Source organism: Haemophilus seminalis (genome assembly GCF_006384255.1).
GTDB classification, from domain to species: Bacteria; Pseudomonadota; Gammaproteobacteria; order Enterobacterales; family Pasteurellaceae; genus Haemophilus; species Haemophilus seminalis.
Map to the genome: position 1 here is coordinate 125,641 of NZ_VCED01000001.1, position 21,331 is coordinate 146,971.

Here is a 21,331-nt window from a genome sequence, read left to right on the forward strand (position 1 = left end):
TAAGGACAAAAAATGAGATATGCATTAACGAATTGTGTGATTTACACAAAATATGATGTTTTACGTGATTTTGCTGTAATTATTAACGGTGAAATTATTGAATCGGTAGTTCCACAAACTGAATTAGAAACAGGTATCAAAACCATTGATTTACAAGGTAATAATTTAACCGCTGGTTTTATTGATCTTCAATTAAATGGCTGTGGTGGCGTGATGTTTAACGATCAAACTAGCGTTGAAACCTTGGAAATTATGCAGGAAACAAACTTGAAATCAGGTTGTACAAGTTTCCTTCCGACTTTTATCACGGCACCAGATGAAAACATAAAAAGTGCGGTGAAAATTATGCGTGAATATTTAAATAAGCATAAAAATCAAGCACTTGGTTTACATATTGAAGGGCCGTTTATCAGTGTTGAGAAAAAAGGGGTGCACCGTCCCGAATATATTCGTGAAATTACGCCTGAAATGAAGGATTTCCTCTGTGAAAATGGTGATGTCATTACAAAAATTACCATTGCCGCAGAAAACCCAACTATTAACTATACGCCTGACTTTGTGAAAGCGGGCATTATTGTTTCTGTTGGTCATTCTAATGCGACTTATGAAGTTGCTAAAGCCGCATTCCACAAAGGCGCAACTTTTGCGACTCACTTGCATAATGCAATGTCGCCAATTAGTTCTGGTCGTGCTATGGGCGTAGTAGGGGCGGTATTGGATTCTGATGTTTACACCGGTATTATCGTGGATGGTGTGCATATCAATTACGGTAATGTTCGCATTGATAAAAAAATCAAAGGTGACAAACTTTGTATTGTAACTGACTCTCTTGCTGCAGCAGGTGCACCACCTGAATTAGAAACCTTCACATTCGTAGGAAAAACCATTTATATCCGAGATGGTCGCTGTTTTGATGCGAACGGTACGATCGCTGGCGCATCAATTACCATGATCGAATCTATTAAGAATGCAGTCGAGTTTGTAGAAATTCCGCTTGCTGAAGCAATTCGAATGAGTAACCTTTATCCTGCACGAGCAATTGGTGTGGATGATCGTTTAGGTTCGGTAGAAAAAGGAAAAATCGCGAATTTAGCTGTGTTTACGTCAGATTATAAAGTGACAGCAACAGTATTAAATGGTGAATGGAAACCTAATTGATTTAAAGTGCGGTAAATTTTTCTGATCTTTTATAGCCCAACCAATCGGTTGGGTTATTTTTTGCTTTACTACTTTAATAAGAATAATTTTCATCTATAATATAAAAACCAAGTTGATTACTAGGAGATAGATATGGCGAAAGATGAAGTAGGGCATAATTTTCTTGCACGTTTAGGTAAAACTCGTTTGCGTCCAGGCGGTAAAAAAGCAACAGATTGGTTAATTGCCAATGGTGATTTTAGCCAAGATAAAAAAGTGTTAGAGGTTGCCTGTAATATGGGAACGACAGCCATTGGATTGGCGAAGCAATTTGGTTGCCATATTGATGGTGTTGATTTAGACGAACATGCGTTAGAAAAAGCACAAGCAAATATCGAAGCAAATGGCTTGCAAGAAAAAATTCATGTGCAGCGAGCGAATGCGATGAAGTTGCCTTTTGAGGATGAAAGTTTTGATATTGTCATCAATGAAGCGATGCTCACAATGTTACCCGTGGAAGCGAAGAAAAAAGCTATTGCAGAATATTTTCGAGTGTTAAAACCTAATGGTTTATTGCTTACTCACGATGTTATGCTGGTGGGGAATGATCATCAAACTATTCTAGAAAATATGCGCAAAGCGATTAACGTGACGGTAACGCCATTAACGAAAGATGGCTGGAAAGGAATATTCCAAGAAAGTGGCTTTAGAAATGTTGATACTTTCTCTGGTGAGATGACATTACTTTCACCAAAAGGAATGATTTATGATGAGGGTATTCTTGGAACGTTAAAAATCATCCGTAATGCGATGAAAGCGGAAAATCGTGAGCAATTTAAAAGAATGTTCAAAACCTTTAATGATCCTGAACATAAATTACATTTTATTGCTGTATGTAGTCAAAAATAATATAAAAAAACAAAGGCCTAGTTTTCTAGGCCTTTATCTTTTATTATTTAGCACAATTACATTCTGAATGGGCTGTTTTTTGTTCAAAACGTTCTGCAACGAAATCCCAGTTTACCACGTTCCAGAATTCTTTAATGTAGTCTGGACGACGGTTTTGGAATTTTAAGTAGTAAGCGTGTTCCCAAACGTCTAAACCTAAAAGTGGGAAACCTTCACAACCTGCCACTTCTTTACCCATTAATGGGTTATCTTGGTTTGCTGTTGATACCACGGCTAATTTACCTTCAGCAGTTAATACTAACCACGCCCAACCTGAACCAAAACGAGTTGCGGCTGCTTTTTCAAATTCAGCTTTAAATGTTTCTACAGAACCGAAATCACGTTCAATCGCATCTTTTAATGTACCTTGTAAAGTAGTACCTTTTTTCAAACTTTTCCAAAATAAACTGTGGTTTGTGTGACCGCCTGCATTATTGCGTAATGCACCACGTTTTTCTGCAGGGATTTTGTCAAGGTTAGAAACTAATTGACCTGGGCACATTTCCACTAATTCAGCGGGTAAACCTTCTAATGCAGCGTTTGCATTGTTTACATAAGCTTGATGGTGTTTGCTGTGGTGGATTTCCATTGTTTGCGCATCGAAATGTGGTTCTAATGCATCGTAGGCGTAGCCTAATTCAGGTAGAGTGTAAGCCATAATTTATTCCTTCTATGTAAAGACAAATTTCGTTGAGGGTTTTGGTCTATAACCACAAGTGAGCAAATAATAGCAAAAAATTTGATTTAGATCATTAAATGTTTTTCCTTTTGCATTAATAGACGAATTTATTAAACCTTGTTTTAAATCAATAAACCTATCGATCTACACCTAAATAGTTATTTGTTTTGAGGGCTAAAATCTCGTCAAATATTTCCCTTGTGATAGAATATCGCCACTTTTTATTTTCCCTTTGCAATTATGTTTGAACCACACAAGTTATCTCTGCAAAATTTATCCTGCCAACGTGGTGAGAGAGTACTTTTTCGTGCTTTGACTTGCGATTTTAATAGCGGTGATTTTGTGCAAATTGAAGGGCATAACGGCATAGGTAAAACCAGTTTATTACGTATTCTTGCGGGTTTAGCTCAACCTTTAGAAGGCGAAGTGCGGTGGGATTCTGAAGCAATTTCTAAACAACGTGAACAGTATCATCAGAATTTGCTTTATTTAGGTCATCTTTCGGGCGTAAAACCAGAGTTAACCGCATGGGAAAATTTGCAGTTTTATCAACGAATTAGCCAAGCGGAACAAAATACTGATATTTTGTGGGATTTGCTTGAGAAAGTGGGATTGTTAGGTCGTGAAGATTTGCCTGCCGCACAACTTTCAGCAGGACAACAAAAGCGTATCGCATTAGGTCGCTTATGGCTATCTCAAGCGCCTTTATGGATTTTAGATGAGCCGTTTACTGCGATTGATAAAAAAGGCGTGGAAATTCTAACCGCACTTTTTGATGAGCATGCCCAACGAGGTGGTATTGTGTTGTTAACCAGTCACCAAGAAGTGCCAAGTTCTCATCTGCAAAAATTGAATTTAGCGGCTTATAAAGCGGAATAACTTAATGATTTTTTTAGAGATAATTAAACGCGAACTTCAAATTGCGATGCGCAAAAATGCGGAGATTTTAAATCCGCTATGGTTTTTTTTGCTTGTGATTACTTTGTTTCCACTTGTTATTGGACCAGATCCAAAATTGCTTTCCCGTATCGCACCGGGTATTGCATGGGTAGCCGCATTACTTTCAGCATTGCTTTCTTTTGAACGTTTGTTTCGTGATGATTTTATTGATGGTTCTCTTGAACAATTAATGTTAATTGCACAGCCCTTGCCGATGACGGCTTTAGCCAAGGTAGTTGCTCATTGGTTGCTCACTGGTTTGCCACTTATTTTGCTATCACCAATTGCCGCTTTGTTGCTTTCTCTTGAGGTCAATATTTGGTGGGCATTGGTTTTGACATTGTTACTGGGCACCCCAGTATTGAGTTGTATTGGTGCAATTGGCGTGGCTTTAACGGTGGGATTGCGAAAAGGGGGCGTGTTGTTGAGTTTGCTTGTTGTTCCGTTGTTTATTCCTGTTTTAATTTTTGCCTCATCAGTATTAGAGGCAGCAGGCTTAAATGTGCCTTATGGCGGGCAACTGGCAATTTTAGGTGCCATGATGGTTGGCGCAGTAACGCTTTCGCCTTTTGCCATCGCCGCGGCACTGCGAATTAGTTTAGATAATTAATTTCATGTCACCGTATAAAAGTGCGGTGGTTTTTCTCTTTAATTTTTAAGGATCTTTTTTATGTGGAAGTGGTTACATCCTTATGCAAAACCCGAAACTCAGTATCGTATCTGCGGTAAATTGAGTCCGCTATTTGCATTTTTAACACTTATTTTACTCGGTGTTGGCATTGTATGGGGCTTAGCATTCGCCCCAGCAGATTACCAACAGGGTAATAGTTTCCGAATTATGTATGTTCATGTGCCGACAGCGATTTGGTCAATGGGTGTGTACGGATCAATGGCGATTGCAGCTGTGGTTGCCCTTGTATGGCAAATTAAGCAAGCTCACCTCGCCATGATTGCAATGGCGCCAATTGGAGCATTGTTTACTTTCTTATCGCTTGTTACGGGCGCCATTTGGGGTAAACCAATGTGGGGCACTTGGTGGGTGTGGGATGCTCGCTTAACTGCAGAATTGATTTTATTCTTTCTTTATCTTGGTATCTTAGCGCTTTATTCTGCTTTTTCAGATCGTAACGTAGGAGCAAAAGCAGCGGGGATTTTATGCATTACAACGGTCGTGATTTTACCGATTATTCATTTTTCTGTGGAATGGTGGAACACGTTACATCAAGGTGCGAGTATCACTAAACTGGAAAAACCATCCATTGCAATTCCAATGTTGGTTCCATTAATTTTGTGTATCTTCGGTTTTTTAACCTTGTATATTTGGCTTACTTTAGTTCGTTATCGCGTGGAATTATTGAAAGAAGATGCGAAACGCCCTTGGGTTAAAGCATTAGCTCAAACACTGAAATAAAGTGCGGTTAGTTTTTAGCGATTTTTTATAAGGAATATTTTATGTTTTTTCAAACTTGGAGTGATTTTTTTAATATGGGTGGCTACGGTTTTTACGTATGGTTATCCTATGCAATAAGTTTAGTGGCAGTTATTGCCTTAATTGTTCAAAGTGTAAAACAACGCAAGACAGTGTTACAAAATGTATTGCGTGATCAACAACGCGAAGAACGTTTACAACAAGCAAATAAAGGGAACACGCTATGAATCCAAGACGTAAATCCAGATTTAAATTAGTCATTTTTGTTGTGCTCGGCATTGCTATTGCAAGTGGATTGATGTTGTATGCATTACGTCAAAATATCGACTTATTTTATACGCCATCTGAAGTGATTCAAGGTAAGGATAATAACCCGAATCAAAAACCTGAGGTGGGGCAGCGTATTCGTGTTGGCGGTATGGTGGTTGAAGGCTCGGTAGTGCGTGACCCAAAAAGCTTAAAAGTGCGGTTTGATTTAAATGATATCGGCCCTGCGATTACAGTTGAATATGAAGGTATTTTGCCAGATCTTTTCCGTGAAGGACAAGGTATTGTGGCTCAAGGTGTATTAACTCAGCCAACTGTTTTAACTGCAACAGAAGTGTTGGCTAAACACGATGAGAATTATGTGCCACCAGAATTAGGTGAAAAAATGCAAAAAGTGCATAAACCAATGGGGATTGGTGATGCAGATTTAAAAGGCGAAAGCACACGTGATCGTCAAGAAAAAGAAGGCGCAAAATGATTGCTGAATTAGGAAATTATGCGCTGGCTTTAAGTTTAGCTGTATCGTTTATGTTGGCGATTTTCCCTTTGTGGGGGGCGGAAAAGGGCAATGCACAATTAATGGCATTAGCTCGCCCAATGACTTATGGTTTATTTGCAAGTTTAAGCATCGCTTTTGCTGCATTATTTTATTTATTTGCAGTAAATGATTTTAGTGTGCAGTATGTGGTGAATAACTCTAATACGGCTTTACCTATTTATTATCGTTTGTCTGCTGTCTGGGGTTCTCATGAAGGTTCTTTATTACTGTGGATTTGGTTACTGGCCGTTTGGTCATCTGCCGTTGCTTTATTGAGTAAACATTTACCTCAAGAAGCGGTTGCTCGCGTGCTTGGTATAATGGGGATTATTAGCGTCGGTTTTGTGTTGTTTGTCTTGTTTACCTCAAATCCTTTTACGCGTACTTTTCCAGATTTCCCTGTGGACGGAAAAGAACTTAACCCAATGTTGCAAGATATAGGCTTAATTTTCCATCCGCCATTGCTTTATATGGGCTATGTTGGTTTTTCGGTGGCGTTTGCGTTTGCGATTGCATCCTTAATGACTGGAAAATTAGATTCAGCTTGGGCGCGTTGGTCACGTCCTTGGACGCTTGCTGCTTGGGTGTTTTTAACTTTAGGTATCGTACTCGGTTCTTGGTGGGCTTATTATGAGCTTGGCTGGGGTGGCTGGTGGTTCTGGGATCCAGTGGAAAACTCATCGTTTATGCCTTGGCTTGCGGGAACTGCATTGATTCACTCTCTTTCTGTGACAGAAAAACGAGGTTCTTTCAAAGCGTGGACAGTATTACTTGCAATTTTAGCCTTTTCACTTTGTCTGCTCGGCACGTTCTTAGTTCGTTCTGGCATCTTAGTTTCAGTTCACGCATTTGCATCGGATCCAACTCGTGGTTTGTATATTTTGGCTTACCTCGTTGTGGTGATTGGTGGTTCGCTAGCACTCTATGCGTATAAAGGAAGTCAAATTCGCTCTCGTGATAATGCAGAACGCTATTCACGTGAAAGTATATTGTTATTAAATAATATCTTATTAATGACCGCACTTTGCGTTGTATTCTTAGGAACATTGTTACCACTCGTTCACAAACAACTTGGTTTAGGCTCTATTTCTATTGGTGCGCCATTCTTTGATCAAATGTTCTTAATTATTATGACACCATTTGCATTATTGCTTGGTATTGGACCTTTAGTGAAATGGCGTAGAGATCAATTTTCTGCAATTCGTACGCCTGTTGTTATCAGCGTATTTGTTATGCTGATTGCAGGTTTTGCGTTACCTTACTTCTTGCAAGATAAAATTACCGTGAGTTCGGTGCTTGGTTCAATGATGACCGTGATTATCGCTCTACTTGCGCTTTATGAATTGCAACAACGTGCGACGCATCGTGAATCATTCTTTGTTGGCGTACGCAAACTATCTCGTTCTCATTGGGGAATGATGTTAGCTCACTTAGGCGTAGCAATGACAGTTTGGGGGATTGCGTTTAGCCAAAACTTCAGCGTAGAACGTGATGTTCGAATGAAAGTCGGCGAGAGTGCACAAATTGGTCGTTACGATTTTAAATTCGCTGGTGTGACAGATGCGAATGGTCCAAACTATATTGGTGGAAAAGCTCAAATTGATATTTCGAAAGATGGTCAACCAGAAGCAAGCTTATTTGCAGAAAAACGTTTTTACACAGTAAGTCGTATGTCTATGACGGAAGCCGCCATTGCTGGTGGTTTAACTCGTGACCTCTATGTGGCTCTCGGTGAAAAGATTGATGATAATTCTTGGGCGTTACGCTTATATTACAAGCCGTTTATTCGCTGGATTTGGATTGGCGGCCTGTTTATGGCGTTAGGTGGATTGTTGTGTATGTTCGATCGACGCTATCGATTTAACGCTTTATTGAGAAAATAATATGACGGCGTATCTTGATTAGGTGTGCCTTAACTTTTAATTAGCTTATGTGAATAATGTGGGCTTTTGTAAAAGTCTACTTTTGTTTTTTATATTTAAAGTGCGGTAAAAAATGAAAAAAAAATTACTCGTTCCTCTTATTCTCTTTTTATCGATAACAATTGCCTTTTTAGTGCAATTAAAACGTAATGCGCAAGGTGAAGATATTAAAGCATTAGAGTCTGCTTTGGTTGGAAAGCCTGTGCCAGCAAAAAATTTAACGGAGCTTTTTGAAAATAAAGCTTACACGAATGAATTGTTTCAACAAGGTAAGCCAGTTTTGCTTAATGTGTGGGCGACTTGGTGTCCGACTTGTTATGCCGAACATCAATATTTAAACAAACTTGCTAAAGATGGTGTGCGAATTATTGGTTTAGATTATAAAGATGAATCACCCAAAGCAATGAAGTGGTTAAAAGATCTTGGCAATCCTTATCAAGTTGTTTTAAAAGATGAAAAAGGTTCTTTAGGTTTGGATTTAGGGGTATATGGTGCGCCAGAAACGTTCATTGTAGATGGAAAAGGTGTGATTCATTATCGTTATGCCGGTGATGTAAACGAAAAAGTTTGGACTGAGACTTTAAAACCAATTTATGACAAACTTTCGGAGCAACAATAATGAAAAAAACATGGCTATTTTTGACCGCACTTTTGTTTAGCTCAGTGGCGTTTTCATCCATTGATGCATTAAATTTTAGTTCTCCACAGCAAGAGAGTGATTACCATCAATTAACACAATCTTTGCGTTGTCCTCAATGTCAAAATAACAATATTGCGGATTCCAACGCAACTATCGCTGTGGATATGCGTGGCAAAGTATTTGAGCTTTTACAAGAAGGTAAATCGAAAAATGACGTAGTGGATTATATGGTGGCTCGCTACGGCAATTTTGTAACTTACGATCCACCTATGACAGCGAGTACATTAGTGCTATGGATTGCGCCATTATTGCTTGTGTTGTTAGGCGTGGTATTTTTATTAAGACGTAAACCTAAAGCTCAAAGTGCGGTGAAATCCCAAGATGTTTTAACTGATGAAGATAATGCTCGTTTGGCAGAATTATTAAACAAGGATAAATAGATGAATTTTGCATTAATTTTTATATTAACCACTTTAGTTGTGGCGTTAATTTGTTTTTATCCTTTATTGCGCCAATTCAAAGCGAAACATGGACAAAAACGTGATGATTTAAATAAGGCGTTATATTTCTCGCGCTTGGAAGAAATTGAGCAAGATAATTCCCAAGGTTTAGTTGAAAATGTTGAGCAACTCAAACAAGAATTACAGAAAACCTTGCTTGATGATGTGCCGAGCAAGGTTCAAGAGAATGTGGATTATTCTGGCAAATTTTATGGAAAAGTGTGGTTTGTGTCTGGCGTGTTGGCGCTAGGAATTATCGCGGGCTCTTCTTATTTTATGGTGGGCTCTTGGCAAGCAGAATCGATGTTAGAGCAAACTTATGCGAAATTGCCATATTTCTATGAGAGAATGAAAGATGAAGATAAAAATCCATTTTCTGATGCAGAAATGCAGCAATTTTCTACCGCACTTCGAATCGATTTGCAGAAAAATCCAACTGATGCAAAAAAATGGTGGATGCTCGGTCAGATTGGGATGAATTTAGGTGATGTACGTTTAGCATTTGATAGTTATCAGAAGGCCAACAAGTTAGAACCAGATAATGTGCAATATAAATTAGGCTATGCTCGCGTATTGATGTTCTCTGATGATGCGACTGATAAACTAAAAGGTGGCGATTTATTACGTGAAGTGATTCGTCAAGATCATACTAACGTTGAGGCCCTAAGTTTGCTCGCATTTCGTTATTTTGAAACGGAAGATTATAAAATGGCTGCAGTGACTTGGGCAATGATGCTACGCTTAATGCCGAAAGATGATGAGCGTGTTCCACTAATTGAAAAAAGTATTCGTGCCGCGCGTGATGCTTTAGAAGCGCAAAACGAAGAAAAATCAAAAAGTATTACCCCTGAAAAATAACCTAGAGCATTGTAGTACTTTCTGATATAGTGCGGTAAAAATGATTATTGATGATGAACCTATTTATTAGGTTTTCATTATGTTACTATCATAATTAATACAAATTAATTAGAACAGATAATTTATCGCTTGAAATGTTACTCTTTTTTAAGCCTGATGGTTTGACGTTAGAGCGATATCAATATAGTAAAGACTAAGGAAAAAATAAACATGAAGCATCAATCTTATATTTTGATTCCGTTATTTTTTCTTATGGTTAGCAGCCTTGTTATTGCTCGGGTTTCTATTGCAAGTAATATTACTTATGTTGATTCGGTAGATCAAAAAAGCTTTTCGTCTGAAATTTCAGATAATGATGTACAGATTTTGGGGAAGAGTATTGAATTAAAAGTTTATAAAATGGATGAGATGAGTTCATCTCAAACTATTTATGAATCTCCGGCTGGGGTTTGTAAAGGGTTTAAGGCTAGAGGTGTAAACTATACAAATTCAACCCACAATTATCTTTCACCCAATGATAAAACAGAATATTATGGCAGCGTAACTGGCGCTACAATTTATGGTGGGAAGAATACGCAAAATTTAAGTTATGTACCCGTTTATTCTATTTCTGATAAAAAAGTATCTGAGCGTATTCAAATTATGGAAAATAAGAAATTGAAGGAAAAGGCTGTTAATAATGTATCAGAAGGGAAAGCGGTGTTAACAGAAGTAATTTGTAAATAGAGGTGGATATGAAAAAAAATATTTTAGTATTAGGTATAACATGTTTATTGGTTGCATGTTCTTCTGATAATAAGCCAGATAATGGCATTTATGATATGAAAACAGTTCAGGAATATAATGCCCGAGTACAGAGTGGAAATACTGTTGTGGCCTCACAAAAAGCTCGGGTCTCTAAACAAGAAGAAACACCACTAAAAATGAATGCGAGTGATGAGAAAGCGAAAGTAAGAATTATTAGCCCTACTCTTCCTGTGGTCCCCGCTGTTGGTGTCGGTTATTATCATCATTATCATAATTGGTAATAGAAACTTGCGAATTTAGACAGCTATATTTTTATAGCTGTTTTTTTGATTCTAATGATTAGAAAGGACGATAATTTTATAGTAAAAAAGCGAGCTTAAGCTCGCTTTTTTATAATGAATCTAGCTCTTATAGACTCGTTACCGCAAATAATACCCAAACAGTATAAATTGTGGCTAAACCATAAAAGATAAATCCACCAGCTGGCACATGCACTTTAAGATCGTGCATACCGTGGTGAATACGGTGTAAACCACACCACATTGGGAAAATAGTAAGCACCAAAATAACTAATTTGCCAATCCAAGAATAAGCAAAAGTAATTAAATTATGCGCATTGACTAAACCAAATGGTAATAACAAACCGATGATTAAAATAACGACAGGGAAGAAAATTGCACTCACTGTGCCGCCTGCACCGAACATTAACCATACTGGCGGTTCGCCGGAGCGTTTTGGATTTTGATCAACCATTTTTTCTCTCCCTTAAATATAAACTAAAACTAATGCAAGTACGCTAACTAATGCGGTTACCACCCAAAGTGCGTTTCTTACAACGCGGTGTGGTAAGCGTTCATTTTTCACAATGATATTCATCACTTTCGGTGTCATCAAGAAATATGTCACCGTATGATAAAGCGTTGCGATAAGCGTAATAATATTTAAGAACACCACAATTGGGTTTCTTAAAAACTCAATAAAGCTCAAGATGCCTAAGCCTGGCATTGGATTACTTGCAAGACAAAGAACACCATAAAGCAATACAATACAAAACCATACAGCAAAGATTGAAGTCGCTTCACGTAGCATATAAGCTTTATAGAAGTCCAATTTTTGCCACCAAGTCGCTGTCATTGGACGAACATATTTTTTACGTTTACTCACTGTTACTGACATTCTTTCCCCCTTAGCTTTTGGGTTTTAGCATAGAGATAACATAATCTTTGGCACTTTCCACTTTTCCTTGGTTAATTGCAGAAGCAGGATCCACATGTTTTGGACAAACTTCTGAGCAATAGCCAACGAAAGTACAACTCCAAACCCCGTTTTTACCATTTAACAATGACATACGTTTTGCTTTGCCATGGTCACGGTTATCAAGATTATAACGATGAGCCATAGTAATAGCTGCAGGGCCTAAGAATTCAGGATTTAAACCAAATTGAGGGCAAGCGGCATAGCATAAACCACAGTTGATACACATTGAGAATTGACGATATTTCTCAAGCTGTGCAGGCGTTTGTTTAGTACGGCTTACTTGCAATTCTTTCGATGGATGTGGTTTACCATCTAATGCTGGTGCTTCGTTACCAATAATATAAGGTTTAATTGCTTCTAAACTTTCAATAAAGTGGCTTAAATCAACCACTAAGTCGCGTTCAATTGGGAAGTTTGCTAACGGTTCTATACGCATATGGCCGCTGTAATCACGTAAGAACGTTTTACAAGCCAATTTCGGTTTGTTATTCACCATCATCCCGCAAGAACCGCAAATCGCCATACGGCAAGACCAACGATAAGAAAGAGATGGTTCAAGTTTATCCTTAATATAACCTAACGCATCAAGTAATGAGGTTTGATTATCATAAGGTACTTGATAGGTACTTAGATGCGGCTCTTGATCGATTTCAGGATTGTAGCGTAATACTTCAACATTCATTACTGGTGAATTAGCCATTTGCTTGCTCCTTAGCTTTCGCAGCTGCTTCTTGAGCTTCTGCTTCCGCACCGTAAACACGTTTTGCAGGTTGAGATTTAGTAATTTTCACCGGACTGTATTCGATACGCGGCGCACCATTCTCATTGTAGAAAGCAAGTGTGTGTTTTAAATAATTTACATCATCACGTTCAGTGTAATCTAAGCGTTGGTGAGCACCACGAGATTCTTTACGTTCAATCGCTGAATTTGCAATAGATTGTGCAACATCTAGGATATAGCCTAACTCAACTGTATAAAGTACATCTGTATTGAACACGCTTGAGTTATCTGCTACACGAATACGTTTGTAACGTTCTTTTAATTCTGCAATTTTATCTACTGCTTTTTGCATGCTTGCTTGGTCACGGTAAATACCACAGCCTTCTTCCATTACAGAACCCATTTCATCACGGATTTCAGACCAAGACTCATTACCTTCTTGTTTATGAAGGGCTTCTAAACGAGCAACAACATCTTTTGCTTGAGCATCAACCGCACTTTGGTTTACAGATTGAGATTCAACTGCACGTTGTGCCGCATATTCCCCTGCAACACGACCTAACACAACAAGTTCAGCTAAAGAGTTAGAGCCTAAGCGGTTTGCACCATGTAAACCTGAAGATGCACACTCACCTACAGCAAATAAACCTTTGATACGAGTTTCGCTGTTAAAATCAACCTCAATACCGCCCATCGTGTAGTGAACAACTGGACGAACTGGGATTGGCTCATTCACTGGATTTACACCTTCATAAGCACTTGCTAATTCACAGATGAATGGCAAACGCTCATGTAGATATTTTTCACCAAGATGACGTAAATCTAAATGCACAACATCTACGCCTTTCGCGGTTTTTAAGGTATTACCTTTTTTCCATTCTTGCCAGAATGCTTGAGAAACTTTATCGCGAGGACCAAGTTCCATATATTTATTTTGCGGTTTGCCAATTGGTGTTTCAGGTCCTAGACCGTAATCTTGAAGATAACGGTAGCCATCTTTATTCACTAAGATACCGCCTTCACCACGACAACCTTCAGTCATTAAGATGCCGGTATTCGGTAAACCTGTTGGGTGATATTGAACAAATTCCATATCACGAAGTGGTACACCATGACGATACGCCATAGATAAGCCGTCACCTGTTACAATACCGCCGTTGGTATTGAATTTAAATGCACGACAACCACCACCTGTTGCAATCACAACCGCATTTGCATTGATTTGAACAAGTGAACCCTCCATCATGTTCATCGCAACCATACCACGAGCATGGCCATCATCAACAAGAATATCTAATACGAAGTGTTCATCAAAACGTTGGATTTGTGGATATTGAATAGAAGTTTGGAAAAGCGTGTGTAATAAGTGGAAACCTGTTTTATCAGCGGCGAACCAAGTACGCTCAATTTTCATTCCACCGAAACGACGTACGTTTACATCGCCATCTGCTTTACGGCTCCAAGGGCATCCCCAACGTTCTAATTGAGTCATTTCCACTGGTGAATGTTGTACGAAATATTCCACAACATCCTGTTCGCAAAGCCAGTCACCACCAGCAACGGTATCTTGGAAGTGTTTATCGTAAGAATCTTCCTCTTTGATAACTGCAGCTGCGCCACCTTCTGCTGCCACGGTATGGCTACGCATTGGGTACACTTTTGAAACTAATGCAATTTTTAAGTTAGGATTTGCTTCAGCTGCTGCAATCGCTGCACGTAAACCGCCACCACCAGCGCCAACAATCGCAATATCGACATTAACTGTTTGCACGATATCCTCCAATAAATGTAGAAAGTAAAAAATAGAAATCACCCTAAAAGGGTAATCTAACGAGGCCATTCTGCCATTTTTTGTTACAAATTAATAACGTTTTTTTATGTAGGGAAAGGGGAAAAGTATGATTTTGTGATCTACCTCAAAAAACCTTAGATTGAGTTGAGAAGGGCTCTCGTTTACAATGATGCAAATTTAAAAATGGGAATAAAAATGACCGCACTTACTCATTGGCAACCTTCTGCCGATATAAAAAATCTTCTTAAACGTGCAAAAATTATTGCTGAAATTCGTCAATTTTTTACAGAGCGAGGCTTACTTGAAGTTGAGACGCCTGTTCTAAGTGAATTTGGCGTCACTGATTTGCACCTTTCCACATTTAGCACAGAATTTCTCGCGCCTTTTGGTGAACAATCGAAAACACTTTGGCTTTCTACAAGCCCTGAATATCATATGAAACGCTTGCTTGCTGCAGGCAGTGGACCAATATTCCAAATCAGTAAAGTATTCCGTAATGAAGAAGCCGGTAATCGCCACAATCCAGAATTTACTATGCTGGAATGGTATCGACCGCACTTTAGTATGCATCGTTTAATTAATGAGGTAGATGATTTACTCCAACAAATTTTAGATTGCCCACCGGCAGAAAGTTTAAGCTACCAATTTCTTTTCCAAGAATATGTAGGCTTAGATCCCTTATCAGCAGAACGTTCAGAATTAATCGAAGCCGCACGTAAACATAACTTTATGGCTGAAGATGATGAAGAACGCGATACTTTATTGCAGTTCTTATTTAGTGAAGTCGTTGAACCTCAAATAGGAAAAGATCGACCTGTTGCGGTTTATCATTTCCCTTCAACACAAGCAGCCCTAGCACAAGTGAGCCCAGAAGATCAGCGGGTTGCAGAACGCTTTGAGTTTTATTACAAAGGCTTGGAACTGGCAAATGGTTTCCATGAATTGACAGATGCACGAGAACAAAGACATCGTTTTGAATTGGATAATCAGCAAAGAAAAAAACATGGATTGCCAATTCGAGACATTGACGAACGGTTTCTTGCTGCATTAGAAGCTGGCTTACCAAACTCTTCTGGCGTTGCGCTGGGAGTCGATCGCCTAATTATGGTTGCGTTAGGTTGTGAGAAAATTAATGAAGTGATTTCTTTTTCCGTGGATAATGCCTAAACGAAAAGTGCGGTAAAAATCTACCGCACTTTTGATTTTTAGTGACTGATCCATAATGGCAATCGTATCGTAACAGCAAGCCCGCCTAGTGGGCTTTTTTCAGCCCAGACCTTTCCTTGATGTTCCTGAATAACATTAGACACAATCGCCAATCCTAGTCCTGTGCCGCCAGTCGTTCTAGTTCGCGTCTCATCTACTCGATAAAATGGTTTGAAGATTTTTTTAAATTCATCTGGATGGACTCCAGATCCGTTGTCATCTATACGGATCCTGAGAAATTCTTCTTCTTCTTCTTCTTCTTGGATAAAGATATGAAGTTCGATCTTATCTTTGGTGTATTTAAGCGCATTTGTCACGATATTTTCAACCGCACTTTCCAGCAATCTAGAATTGCCGTTAAGTTGTAATTCATTTTTGGGTAAACGAATATTTGTGAGAAACGTTATACCTCGTTGCTCTGCCTCAAATTTGGCATCGTTGATAATATCAGTCCAAAGCGTATTGGCATAAAAAATATCCCGTTCAACTTGGCTATTCATTTGATGGCGTGAAAGTAGAAGTAGCTCACTAATCATTTTATCCATTCGCCCTATTTCTCTTTCAATACGTTTTACGCTCTCTGTTTCGCCACATTCATGACGAACAAGCGCTGTAGCCAACTGTAAACGAGTGAGTGGCGTTTTTAATTCATGTGAAATAGATGAAAGTAGGGTTTGTTGATTAGAGATTAGACGATCAATAGAAGATGCCATTCGATTAAAACTTTGACCGACTTGGCGTATCTCTAATGGACCATTAGCAATTAGGCTCTTATCAATTTTAAAATTACCTAATGCCACTGAATTTGCTGCTTCTTGCAAGTGAGAAATAGGCCTAATCAGCATTCTTGTAAACCACCAAAGCAATGGGCTAGTGATTAAAAGAATAATCAAAATCAATATAGTGGGTCTATCAAAAACATAATTAAAGATCTCACGCTGTGGGTTAACGTAAGAAATAAAATACAAGGCATAAGAGGCTGTATCCCCTAAATAAACCTGGAACGGCCCTGAAAGCTGAAGCTTATTAAAATTTTTACGTTTAGGTTCTGAAAAATTGCTGGATACATTTGCAAATCTTCGGATATAAGGCGCTTCCTCTGGTAATTCACCGAGAATATTTTTAGTTTTTAAATTAATCAGAACAGGTCTAGAAGGTTGAAATTTATCTGAAGGTAAAACAGGAACTTCTGAAATTAGCCCCTGTAATTGACCATTACGAACGATATTTAGGATTTCTTTTTGATAGTTAACAATATCAGCTTCTTCTAGAGGGGAATAGAGTCTAAGATCGAGATTGGGTAGCACGATCATAAGACTCATTATGATGAAAAAAGAAAACCAGAACATAGCAAATGTTCTGATTGCAAGTTGATTTAAACAGAAAAAATTACGCAATTTCATAAAACTAAGTGACTAAAAGATAGCCTTTTCCGCGTAAAGTTTTAAACCAAGACAATTTGCTTTCTCGCTCTGGTAGCTTTCGTCTCAAATTAGATATATGCATATCAAGAGAGCGGTCGAACGGACTTAATGTTTTTCCTAGCACTTCTAAACTTAATTCTTCACGAGTAACAATATCCCCCTTTGACTCTATTAATCGGTGAAGGATCTTAAACTCATAATCCGTTAGATTTAAGTTTTTCTCATCATACATCGCAGTTTGACGAGTTAAATATAAGGTTACATTCTCAAAAGATAATATTTCTTTTGTATTGTCAACATTATTTGATGGAGACACACTTCGACGCAAAATCGCTCGAATTCTTGCAACTAATTCACGATCATTAAATGGTTTAGGCAAGTAATCATCCGCACCTAATTCTAAGCCTAATACGCGATCAATGTCTTCACCTCTTGCAGTAAGCATCATCACTGGCACATTAGAGACTTTACGAATTTCTTTTAATGTATCAAGACCATTTAGCTTAGGCATCATCACATCAAGTAAAACCAACTCATGACTTTCATCAAGTTTTTGTAATGCCTCTGATCCATTATTTGCTGTTTGAACATCAAATCCTTCTAGCGTTAAAAGGGATGAAAGTAATTCCGTCAATTCAACATCATCATCAACGAGCAAGAGTTTTGACATTGGGGATTCCTTTTTATCAATAGTTCTTGTTGTAGTGCGGTGAAAATAGAAAGACTATTTCCAGAATTGCCACCAGCTTGATTTTGGTTTCTCACCAGTTTGAATAATGGTGTTGTTCTCGCCTTGTTGCGAAACTTCTGGCAAAGGTTTATCAAGATTGGTTTCTGTCACAATTCCACGTTGATCAAATTTTACAGTGAAAGTATGTTGAACAGGTGTTTCATAAGCACGTTGTTGTAAGAACACATAGTACCAAGTCTGACTATTATAAGGATCGATTAATACTGGCGTACCCAACAAATATTGTACTTGTTGAGCTGTCATGCCTTCTTTAACTTGAGCAACTGTAGTCGCTTCTAAATAGTTGCCTTGTGGTACATCAATTCGATATACAACTTTTTCAACGGTGGAACAAGAAGCGACGCTTAATGCTAAAAAGGTTGCGCCTAAAAGTGTTTTAACTTGCATTTTCTTTACCTTATTTGTGCAAAAGTACTGTCAAATAATACCCAAGTTTGAGCATATTTCCAAATTAATTCTCTGATTTTAAAGCCTTTTGTAATTGATCTTTTAAATTCGGCGGTAAACCCTTGATAGTAAGCGTATCCGTCATCGGTTCCCATTGAATTCGAGTATTCAATAAATCAGCATCGAAACTAATACTCACTCCCTTTCCAGAGCCAGTAAACTTTGTCAAGGATTTTAAGGTTGAACGCACTGGCGGAATGCTGTCTTCCAAGCCATAATTCTGTTCTCCCGCAAAGGTAACAAAAGACTGTTCGTTTAGAGTGGGTAAGGAATCAGAAAGTTCCTGCAATTCAATTTCATCACCGCCTGCAAGTTGAGCTTTACAATATTCAAACACTTGTTTTTTTACTGCTTGAGTTTGCTCTTTATTGAGTTCACCTTGATCACAATAATCACTCACTGCTTGCAATAAACATTGGTTTTGGACTTGTGGATTTAATCCTTCTTCGGCACCTAAAAAATCCATGAAAAAATCACTAATTTTGCGACCGACACGGCCTTTTATGAAAGTTAAATAACGATTAGAGTTTGCATTCACCTGTAAATCCGTCAAATTCACTCTTGCCGCAATATCAAACTGAGTAATATCAAGATATTCTGTACGGCGAATATCTAAATGCTCATCGACCAGCATACTATGACGGCTATCAAGCAATGCAATAAACAAATAATCTGTCGCTAAGAAATTATATTGACATAAAATCAAAGTACCACTTTCAGCAAAATTATATTTACCTAGCTCATCTGCAAGCAATTTTGTTGAATATTGACTAAAACCTAAAAACTCAATTTCTTGTTCCAATAAACGATTTAAATGCTGTGCAAAGATAGACTTTTCCTGAAACACGCCAAAAGCCTTCGCTTTATTTTGATAGCCTTGATGAAGTTGCAACATCATTTGTTCTACTTCTGGCGTAATTGAAAGCAACTCGTTGCGTAATACGCTTTCCATTTTTACGCTGTCGCCATCCACATTTTTGACTAACTGATGCAAAACAATTTGATTAACGGTAATACTCATTTTTGTCACCTTTGAAAAATTTACCGCAAATTATAACCGCACTTTTTAAGCAAGAAAAAAGAAATTATTTAGGTTCTACCAAATAATCGGGTATCATAAGCCAAATTTTTTGTTTTATTTTTAACATTATGGCTCAACATTCTAAATATTCTGATGCTCAATTAAGTGCGATTGTAAACGATATGATCGCAGTGCTAGAAAAGCATAAAACCCCTGTAGATCTTTCCTTAATCGCACTAGGTAACATGGCAAGTAATTTATTAACCACCAGCGTGCCGCAAACTCAACGCGAGGCATTAGCTCAAGCATTTTCGAATTCCTTAATTAATGCGGTAAAAGCACATTAATATGAAATGGATTAAAAAAGGCACCTTCAGCGGCAAACAATACCGCGATGACGTTTCACGAAAAATTTCGTGGGGTCATTGGTTTGCCTTTTTTAATATCATTGTTGCCATTCTTATTGGCGCACGTTATGCCTTTATCATTGACTGGCCGGATACTCTCGCAGGAAAACTTTATTTCTTTGTGAGTTTGCTCGGACATTTCAGTTTCAACGTTTTTGCGTTGTACTTACTTGTGGTCTTTCCACTGAGTTTCATTATTAAAAATAACCGCACTTTTCGCGGATTAACCGTGATATTTTCCACGATTTGTACAACCTTATTATTATTTGATACCGCTGTTTTCAATCGTTTTAATCTGCATTTATCCTCTGTTGTATGGAATTTGCTGGTCAATCCAGAAAATGGTGAAATGTCACGCGATTGGCAAATTTTCTTTGCACCAATGCCAATAATTTTACTGGCACAAATGTTATTTTCTCGCTGGAGTTGGGAAAAATTACGCAGTCTTGAACGCCAAAAATGGCTAAAAGGCACCGGTATATTCTTAACTACAACATTCATTGCGACGCATTTAATTTATGCTTGGGCAGATGCTTATTTGTATCGTCCTATCACCATGCAACGATCTAATTTTCCTTTATCTTATCCAATGACAGCTCGTTCTTTTTTAGAAAAACACGGTTTCTTGGATGGAGAAGAATATACGCAAAAATTGGCGCAAGAAGGTCGTTTAGATGCCTTAAAAATTGATTATCCGAAAAAAGAACTCACTTACGCACCAATTACGCATAAACCTAATATTCTGATTGTAACGGTTTCGGGTTTACGCCATGATGCGATTTCTAATGAAAAAATGCCAAAACTTGCTGAATTTGCAACAAGTTCAACGGAATTCACGAATCATTACAGCACAGGTAATAGTAACAACGCAGGCTTAATTGGGTTATTTTACGGGCTAAATGCAAATTACACCGATAGCATTTTAAGCAATCATACCCAATCTGTTTTAATCGAAAAATTACGTGCTGAAAATTATCAATTGGGTTTATTTTCTGCTACGAATTTCAAAGATAGCGTCTTCCGCCAAGCATTATTTCGAGAAATAAAACTTTCATCGAATAAAACCAACAAACCAAATAATGAAAGTGCGGTAAAAAATCTCAATGATTTTATTAAAGCACAAAAAACTGACTCACCTTGGTTTGCTTATTTGGATTTAGCCTTGGAGACTAAAAATCCATCAGATTATGACCGCACTTTGCAGGACATTGATTCTCTTTTAGCAAAAGCGTTAGAAAGTACACCGCTTGAAAATACATTAGTCATTATCACGTCAGAGCATGGTGTAACCTTTAATGAAATGAATGAAAAAGAGCGAGAAAACTACTTTGGGCGCGATGAGGTTCAAGTGCCATTGCTTGTATATTGGAAAGATTTACCGGTAGGTAAACAGAATGGATTAAGCAGTCATACCGATATTTTACCTGCATTGATGAGACAAATTTTCCATGTAGAAAATAGATTAATGGATTATACACAAGGGTATAATTTATTTGACCTGAGCGGGCGTGATTGGGTTCAAGCGTCTAATTTTAATTGGAATGTAATTATTCAATCAGATGGCACTCAATATCATATTAATCGTAAAGGTAACTACAAAAAATTTAACCCTAACTATGAGGAGCAATCTTCAGATAGACCGCCGTTAGGCTTATTCTTGGAAACGTTTCAACTTGAAAATCAATTTTTTGAAAAATAGAT

The 21,331-nt window shown here is 38.0% G+C and carries 25 protein-coding genes; 16 read left to right on the forward strand and 9 right to left on the reverse strand.

Annotated features, from left to right (window positions below):
- The first annotated feature begins 12 nt into the window (after window positions 1–12).
- Both nagA and FE813_RS00590 read left to right on the forward strand, forming a co-directional pair.
- Entirely contained in the window at window positions 13–1,158 is a 1,146-nt protein-coding gene (gene nagA, locus FE813_RS00585; protein ID WP_139989069.1) for an N-acetylglucosamine-6-phosphate deacetylase, read from the forward strand.
- A gap of 132 nt (window positions 1,159–1,290) precedes the next feature.
- On the forward strand, window positions 1,291–2,046 hold the full coding sequence (locus tag FE813_RS00590; RefSeq protein WP_139989070.1) for a class I SAM-dependent methyltransferase: 756 nt from the start codon (window positions 1,291–1,293) through the stop codon (window positions 2,044–2,046).
- Window positions 2,047–2,089: 43 nt separating this feature from the next.
- On the opposite strand, the gene sodA is transcribed toward FE813_RS00590, so the two are convergent.
- Window positions 2,090–2,743: a superoxide dismutase [Mn] gene (gene sodA, locus FE813_RS00595; RefSeq protein WP_048953893.1), complete on the reverse strand. Its 654-nt coding sequence runs from the start codon at window positions 2,741–2,743 to the stop codon at window positions 2,090–2,092.
- Between the two features lie 261 nt (window positions 2,744–3,004).
- Here sodA and ccmA point away from each other — a divergent pair, with 261 nt between their 5' ends.
- The 11 genes from ccmA to FE813_RS00650 all read left to right on the forward strand — a co-directional run bounded on the left by ccmA (window position 3,005) and on the right by FE813_RS00650 (window position 10,885).
- Complete coding sequence (gene ccmA, locus FE813_RS00600; protein WP_005642790.1) at window positions 3,005–3,643, forward strand: cytochrome c biogenesis heme-transporting ATPase CcmA; 639 nt, start codon at window positions 3,005–3,007, stop codon at window positions 3,641–3,643.
- A gap of 4 nt (window positions 3,644–3,647) precedes the next feature.
- Window positions 3,648–4,313 carry a heme exporter protein CcmB gene (gene ccmB / locus FE813_RS00605; protein ID WP_106014057.1) on the forward strand — a complete coding sequence of 222 codons (666 nt, stop codon included), beginning with the start codon at window positions 3,648–3,650 and terminating at the stop codon, window positions 4,311–4,313.
- 60 nt (window positions 4,314–4,373) lie between these two features.
- The gene (locus tag FE813_RS00610) at window positions 4,374–5,114 is read left to right on the forward strand and encodes a heme ABC transporter permease (protein WP_005634316.1); all 741 of its coding nucleotides are present in this window, start codon (window positions 4,374–4,376) and stop codon (window positions 5,112–5,114) included.
- Between the two features lie 41 nt (window positions 5,115–5,155).
- Window positions 5,156–5,359: a heme exporter protein CcmD gene (gene ccmD / locus FE813_RS00615; protein WP_105877582.1), complete on the forward strand. Its 204-nt coding sequence runs from the start codon at window positions 5,156–5,158 to the stop codon at window positions 5,357–5,359.
- Window positions 5,356–5,877: a cytochrome c maturation protein CcmE gene (ccmE, locus tag FE813_RS00620; protein WP_106014058.1), complete on the forward strand. Its 522-nt coding sequence runs from the start codon at window positions 5,356–5,358 to the stop codon at window positions 5,875–5,877. The genes ccmD and ccmE overlap by 4 nt, the downstream gene beginning before the upstream one ends.
- Window positions 5,874–7,820 carry a heme lyase CcmF/NrfE family subunit gene (locus tag FE813_RS00625; protein ID WP_139989071.1) on the forward strand — a complete coding sequence of 649 codons (1,947 nt, stop codon included), beginning with the start codon at window positions 5,874–5,876 and terminating at the stop codon, window positions 7,818–7,820. Before ccmE ends, FE813_RS00625 begins: the two co-directional genes overlap by 4 nt.
- Before the next feature lie 112 nt (window positions 7,821–7,932).
- Window positions 7,933–8,478, forward strand: a complete 546-nt coding sequence (locus FE813_RS00630) for a DsbE family thiol:disulfide interchange protein (RefSeq protein WP_139989072.1) — start codon at window positions 7,933–7,935, stop codon at window positions 8,476–8,478.
- Window positions 8,478–8,939 carry a cytochrome c-type biogenesis protein gene (locus FE813_RS00635; protein WP_065249940.1) on the forward strand — a complete coding sequence of 154 codons (462 nt, stop codon included), beginning with the start codon at window positions 8,478–8,480 and terminating at the stop codon, window positions 8,937–8,939. Before FE813_RS00630 ends, FE813_RS00635 begins: the two co-directional genes overlap by 1 nt.
- On the forward strand, window positions 8,940–9,857 hold the full coding sequence (gene ccmI / locus FE813_RS00640) for a c-type cytochrome biogenesis protein CcmI (protein ID WP_139989073.1): 918 nt from the start codon (window positions 8,940–8,942) through the stop codon (window positions 9,855–9,857). It abuts the gene before it with no gap.
- Window positions 9,858–10,067: 210 nt separating this feature from the next.
- Window positions 10,068–10,583 carry a DUF8095 domain-containing protein gene (locus FE813_RS00645; protein WP_139989074.1) on the forward strand — a complete coding sequence of 172 codons (516 nt, stop codon included), beginning with the start codon at window positions 10,068–10,070 and terminating at the stop codon, window positions 10,581–10,583.
- Window positions 10,584–10,591: 8 nt separating this feature from the next.
- On the forward strand, window positions 10,592–10,885 hold the full coding sequence (locus FE813_RS00650; RefSeq protein WP_048953952.1) for a hypothetical protein: 294 nt from the start codon (window positions 10,592–10,594) through the stop codon (window positions 10,883–10,885).
- Between the two features lie 127 nt (window positions 10,886–11,012).
- On the opposite strand, the gene frdD is transcribed toward FE813_RS00650, so the two are convergent.
- From frdD to frdA, 4 genes are read right to left on the reverse strand one after another with little or no spacing between them, the layout of a single operon-like run.
- Window positions 11,013–11,357, reverse strand: a complete 345-nt coding sequence (gene frdD, locus FE813_RS00655) for a fumarate reductase subunit FrdD (RefSeq protein ID WP_139989075.1) — start codon at window positions 11,355–11,357, stop codon at window positions 11,013–11,015.
- Window positions 11,358–11,369: 12 nt separating this feature from the next.
- A complete protein-coding gene (gene frdC, locus FE813_RS00660; RefSeq protein WP_139989076.1) occupies window positions 11,370–11,780 on the reverse strand; it encodes a fumarate reductase subunit FrdC in 411 nt (136 codons plus the stop codon).
- Window positions 11,781–11,790: 10 nt separating this feature from the next.
- Window positions 11,791–12,561, reverse strand: coding sequence for a succinate dehydrogenase/fumarate reductase iron-sulfur subunit (locus tag FE813_RS00665; protein ID WP_005645965.1), 771 nt, complete (start codon window positions 12,559–12,561; stop codon window positions 11,791–11,793).
- Window positions 12,554–14,353, reverse strand: a complete 1,800-nt coding sequence (frdA, locus tag FE813_RS00670; RefSeq protein ID WP_046939079.1) for a fumarate reductase (quinol) flavoprotein subunit — start codon at window positions 14,351–14,353, stop codon at window positions 12,554–12,556. The genes FE813_RS00665 and frdA overlap by 8 nt, the downstream gene beginning before the upstream one ends.
- Window positions 14,354–14,569: 216 nt before the next feature.
- Here frdA and epmA point away from each other — a divergent pair, with 216 nt between their 5' ends.
- Complete coding sequence (gene epmA, locus FE813_RS00675) at window positions 14,570–15,541, forward strand: elongation factor P--(R)-beta-lysine ligase (protein ID WP_139989077.1); 972 nt, start codon at window positions 14,570–14,572, stop codon at window positions 15,539–15,541.
- A gap of 38 nt (window positions 15,542–15,579) precedes the next feature.
- On the opposite strand, the gene cpxA is transcribed toward epmA, so the two are convergent.
- The 4 genes from cpxA to yejK form a co-directional block, all read right to left on the reverse strand.
- Window positions 15,580–16,983, reverse strand: a complete 1,404-nt coding sequence (gene cpxA, locus FE813_RS00680) for an envelope stress sensor histidine kinase CpxA (protein ID WP_139989078.1) — start codon at window positions 16,981–16,983, stop codon at window positions 15,580–15,582.
- A 4-nt stretch (window positions 16,984–16,987) separates the two neighbouring features.
- Window positions 16,988–17,674 carry a response regulator gene (locus FE813_RS00685; RefSeq protein ID WP_139989079.1) on the reverse strand — a complete coding sequence of 229 codons (687 nt, stop codon included), beginning with the start codon at window positions 17,672–17,674 and terminating at the stop codon, window positions 16,988–16,990.
- Window positions 17,675–17,728: 54 nt separating this feature from the next.
- Window positions 17,729–18,142, reverse strand: coding sequence for an outer membrane protein assembly factor BamE (gene bamE / locus FE813_RS00690; protein WP_118845770.1), 414 nt, complete (start codon window positions 18,140–18,142; stop codon window positions 17,729–17,731).
- Window positions 18,143–18,206: 64 nt separating this feature from the next.
- The gene (gene yejK, locus FE813_RS00695; RefSeq protein ID WP_139989080.1) at window positions 18,207–19,223 is read right to left on the reverse strand and encodes a nucleoid-associated protein YejK; all 1,017 of its coding nucleotides are present in this window, start codon (window positions 19,221–19,223) and stop codon (window positions 18,207–18,209) included.
- 128 nt (window positions 19,224–19,351) lie between these two features.
- Here yejK and FE813_RS00700 point away from each other — a divergent pair, with 128 nt between their 5' ends.
- The gene (locus tag FE813_RS00700; protein WP_139989081.1) at window positions 19,352–19,570 is read left to right on the forward strand and encodes a YejL family protein; all 219 of its coding nucleotides are present in this window, start codon (window positions 19,352–19,354) and stop codon (window positions 19,568–19,570) included.
- A 1-nt stretch (window position 19,571) separates the two neighbouring features.
- A complete protein-coding gene (locus FE813_RS00705) occupies window positions 19,572–21,329 on the forward strand; it encodes a DUF3413 domain-containing protein (protein ID WP_139989082.1) in 1,758 nt (585 codons plus the stop codon).
- The last annotated feature ends 2 nt before the right edge of the window (window positions 21,330–21,331 follow it).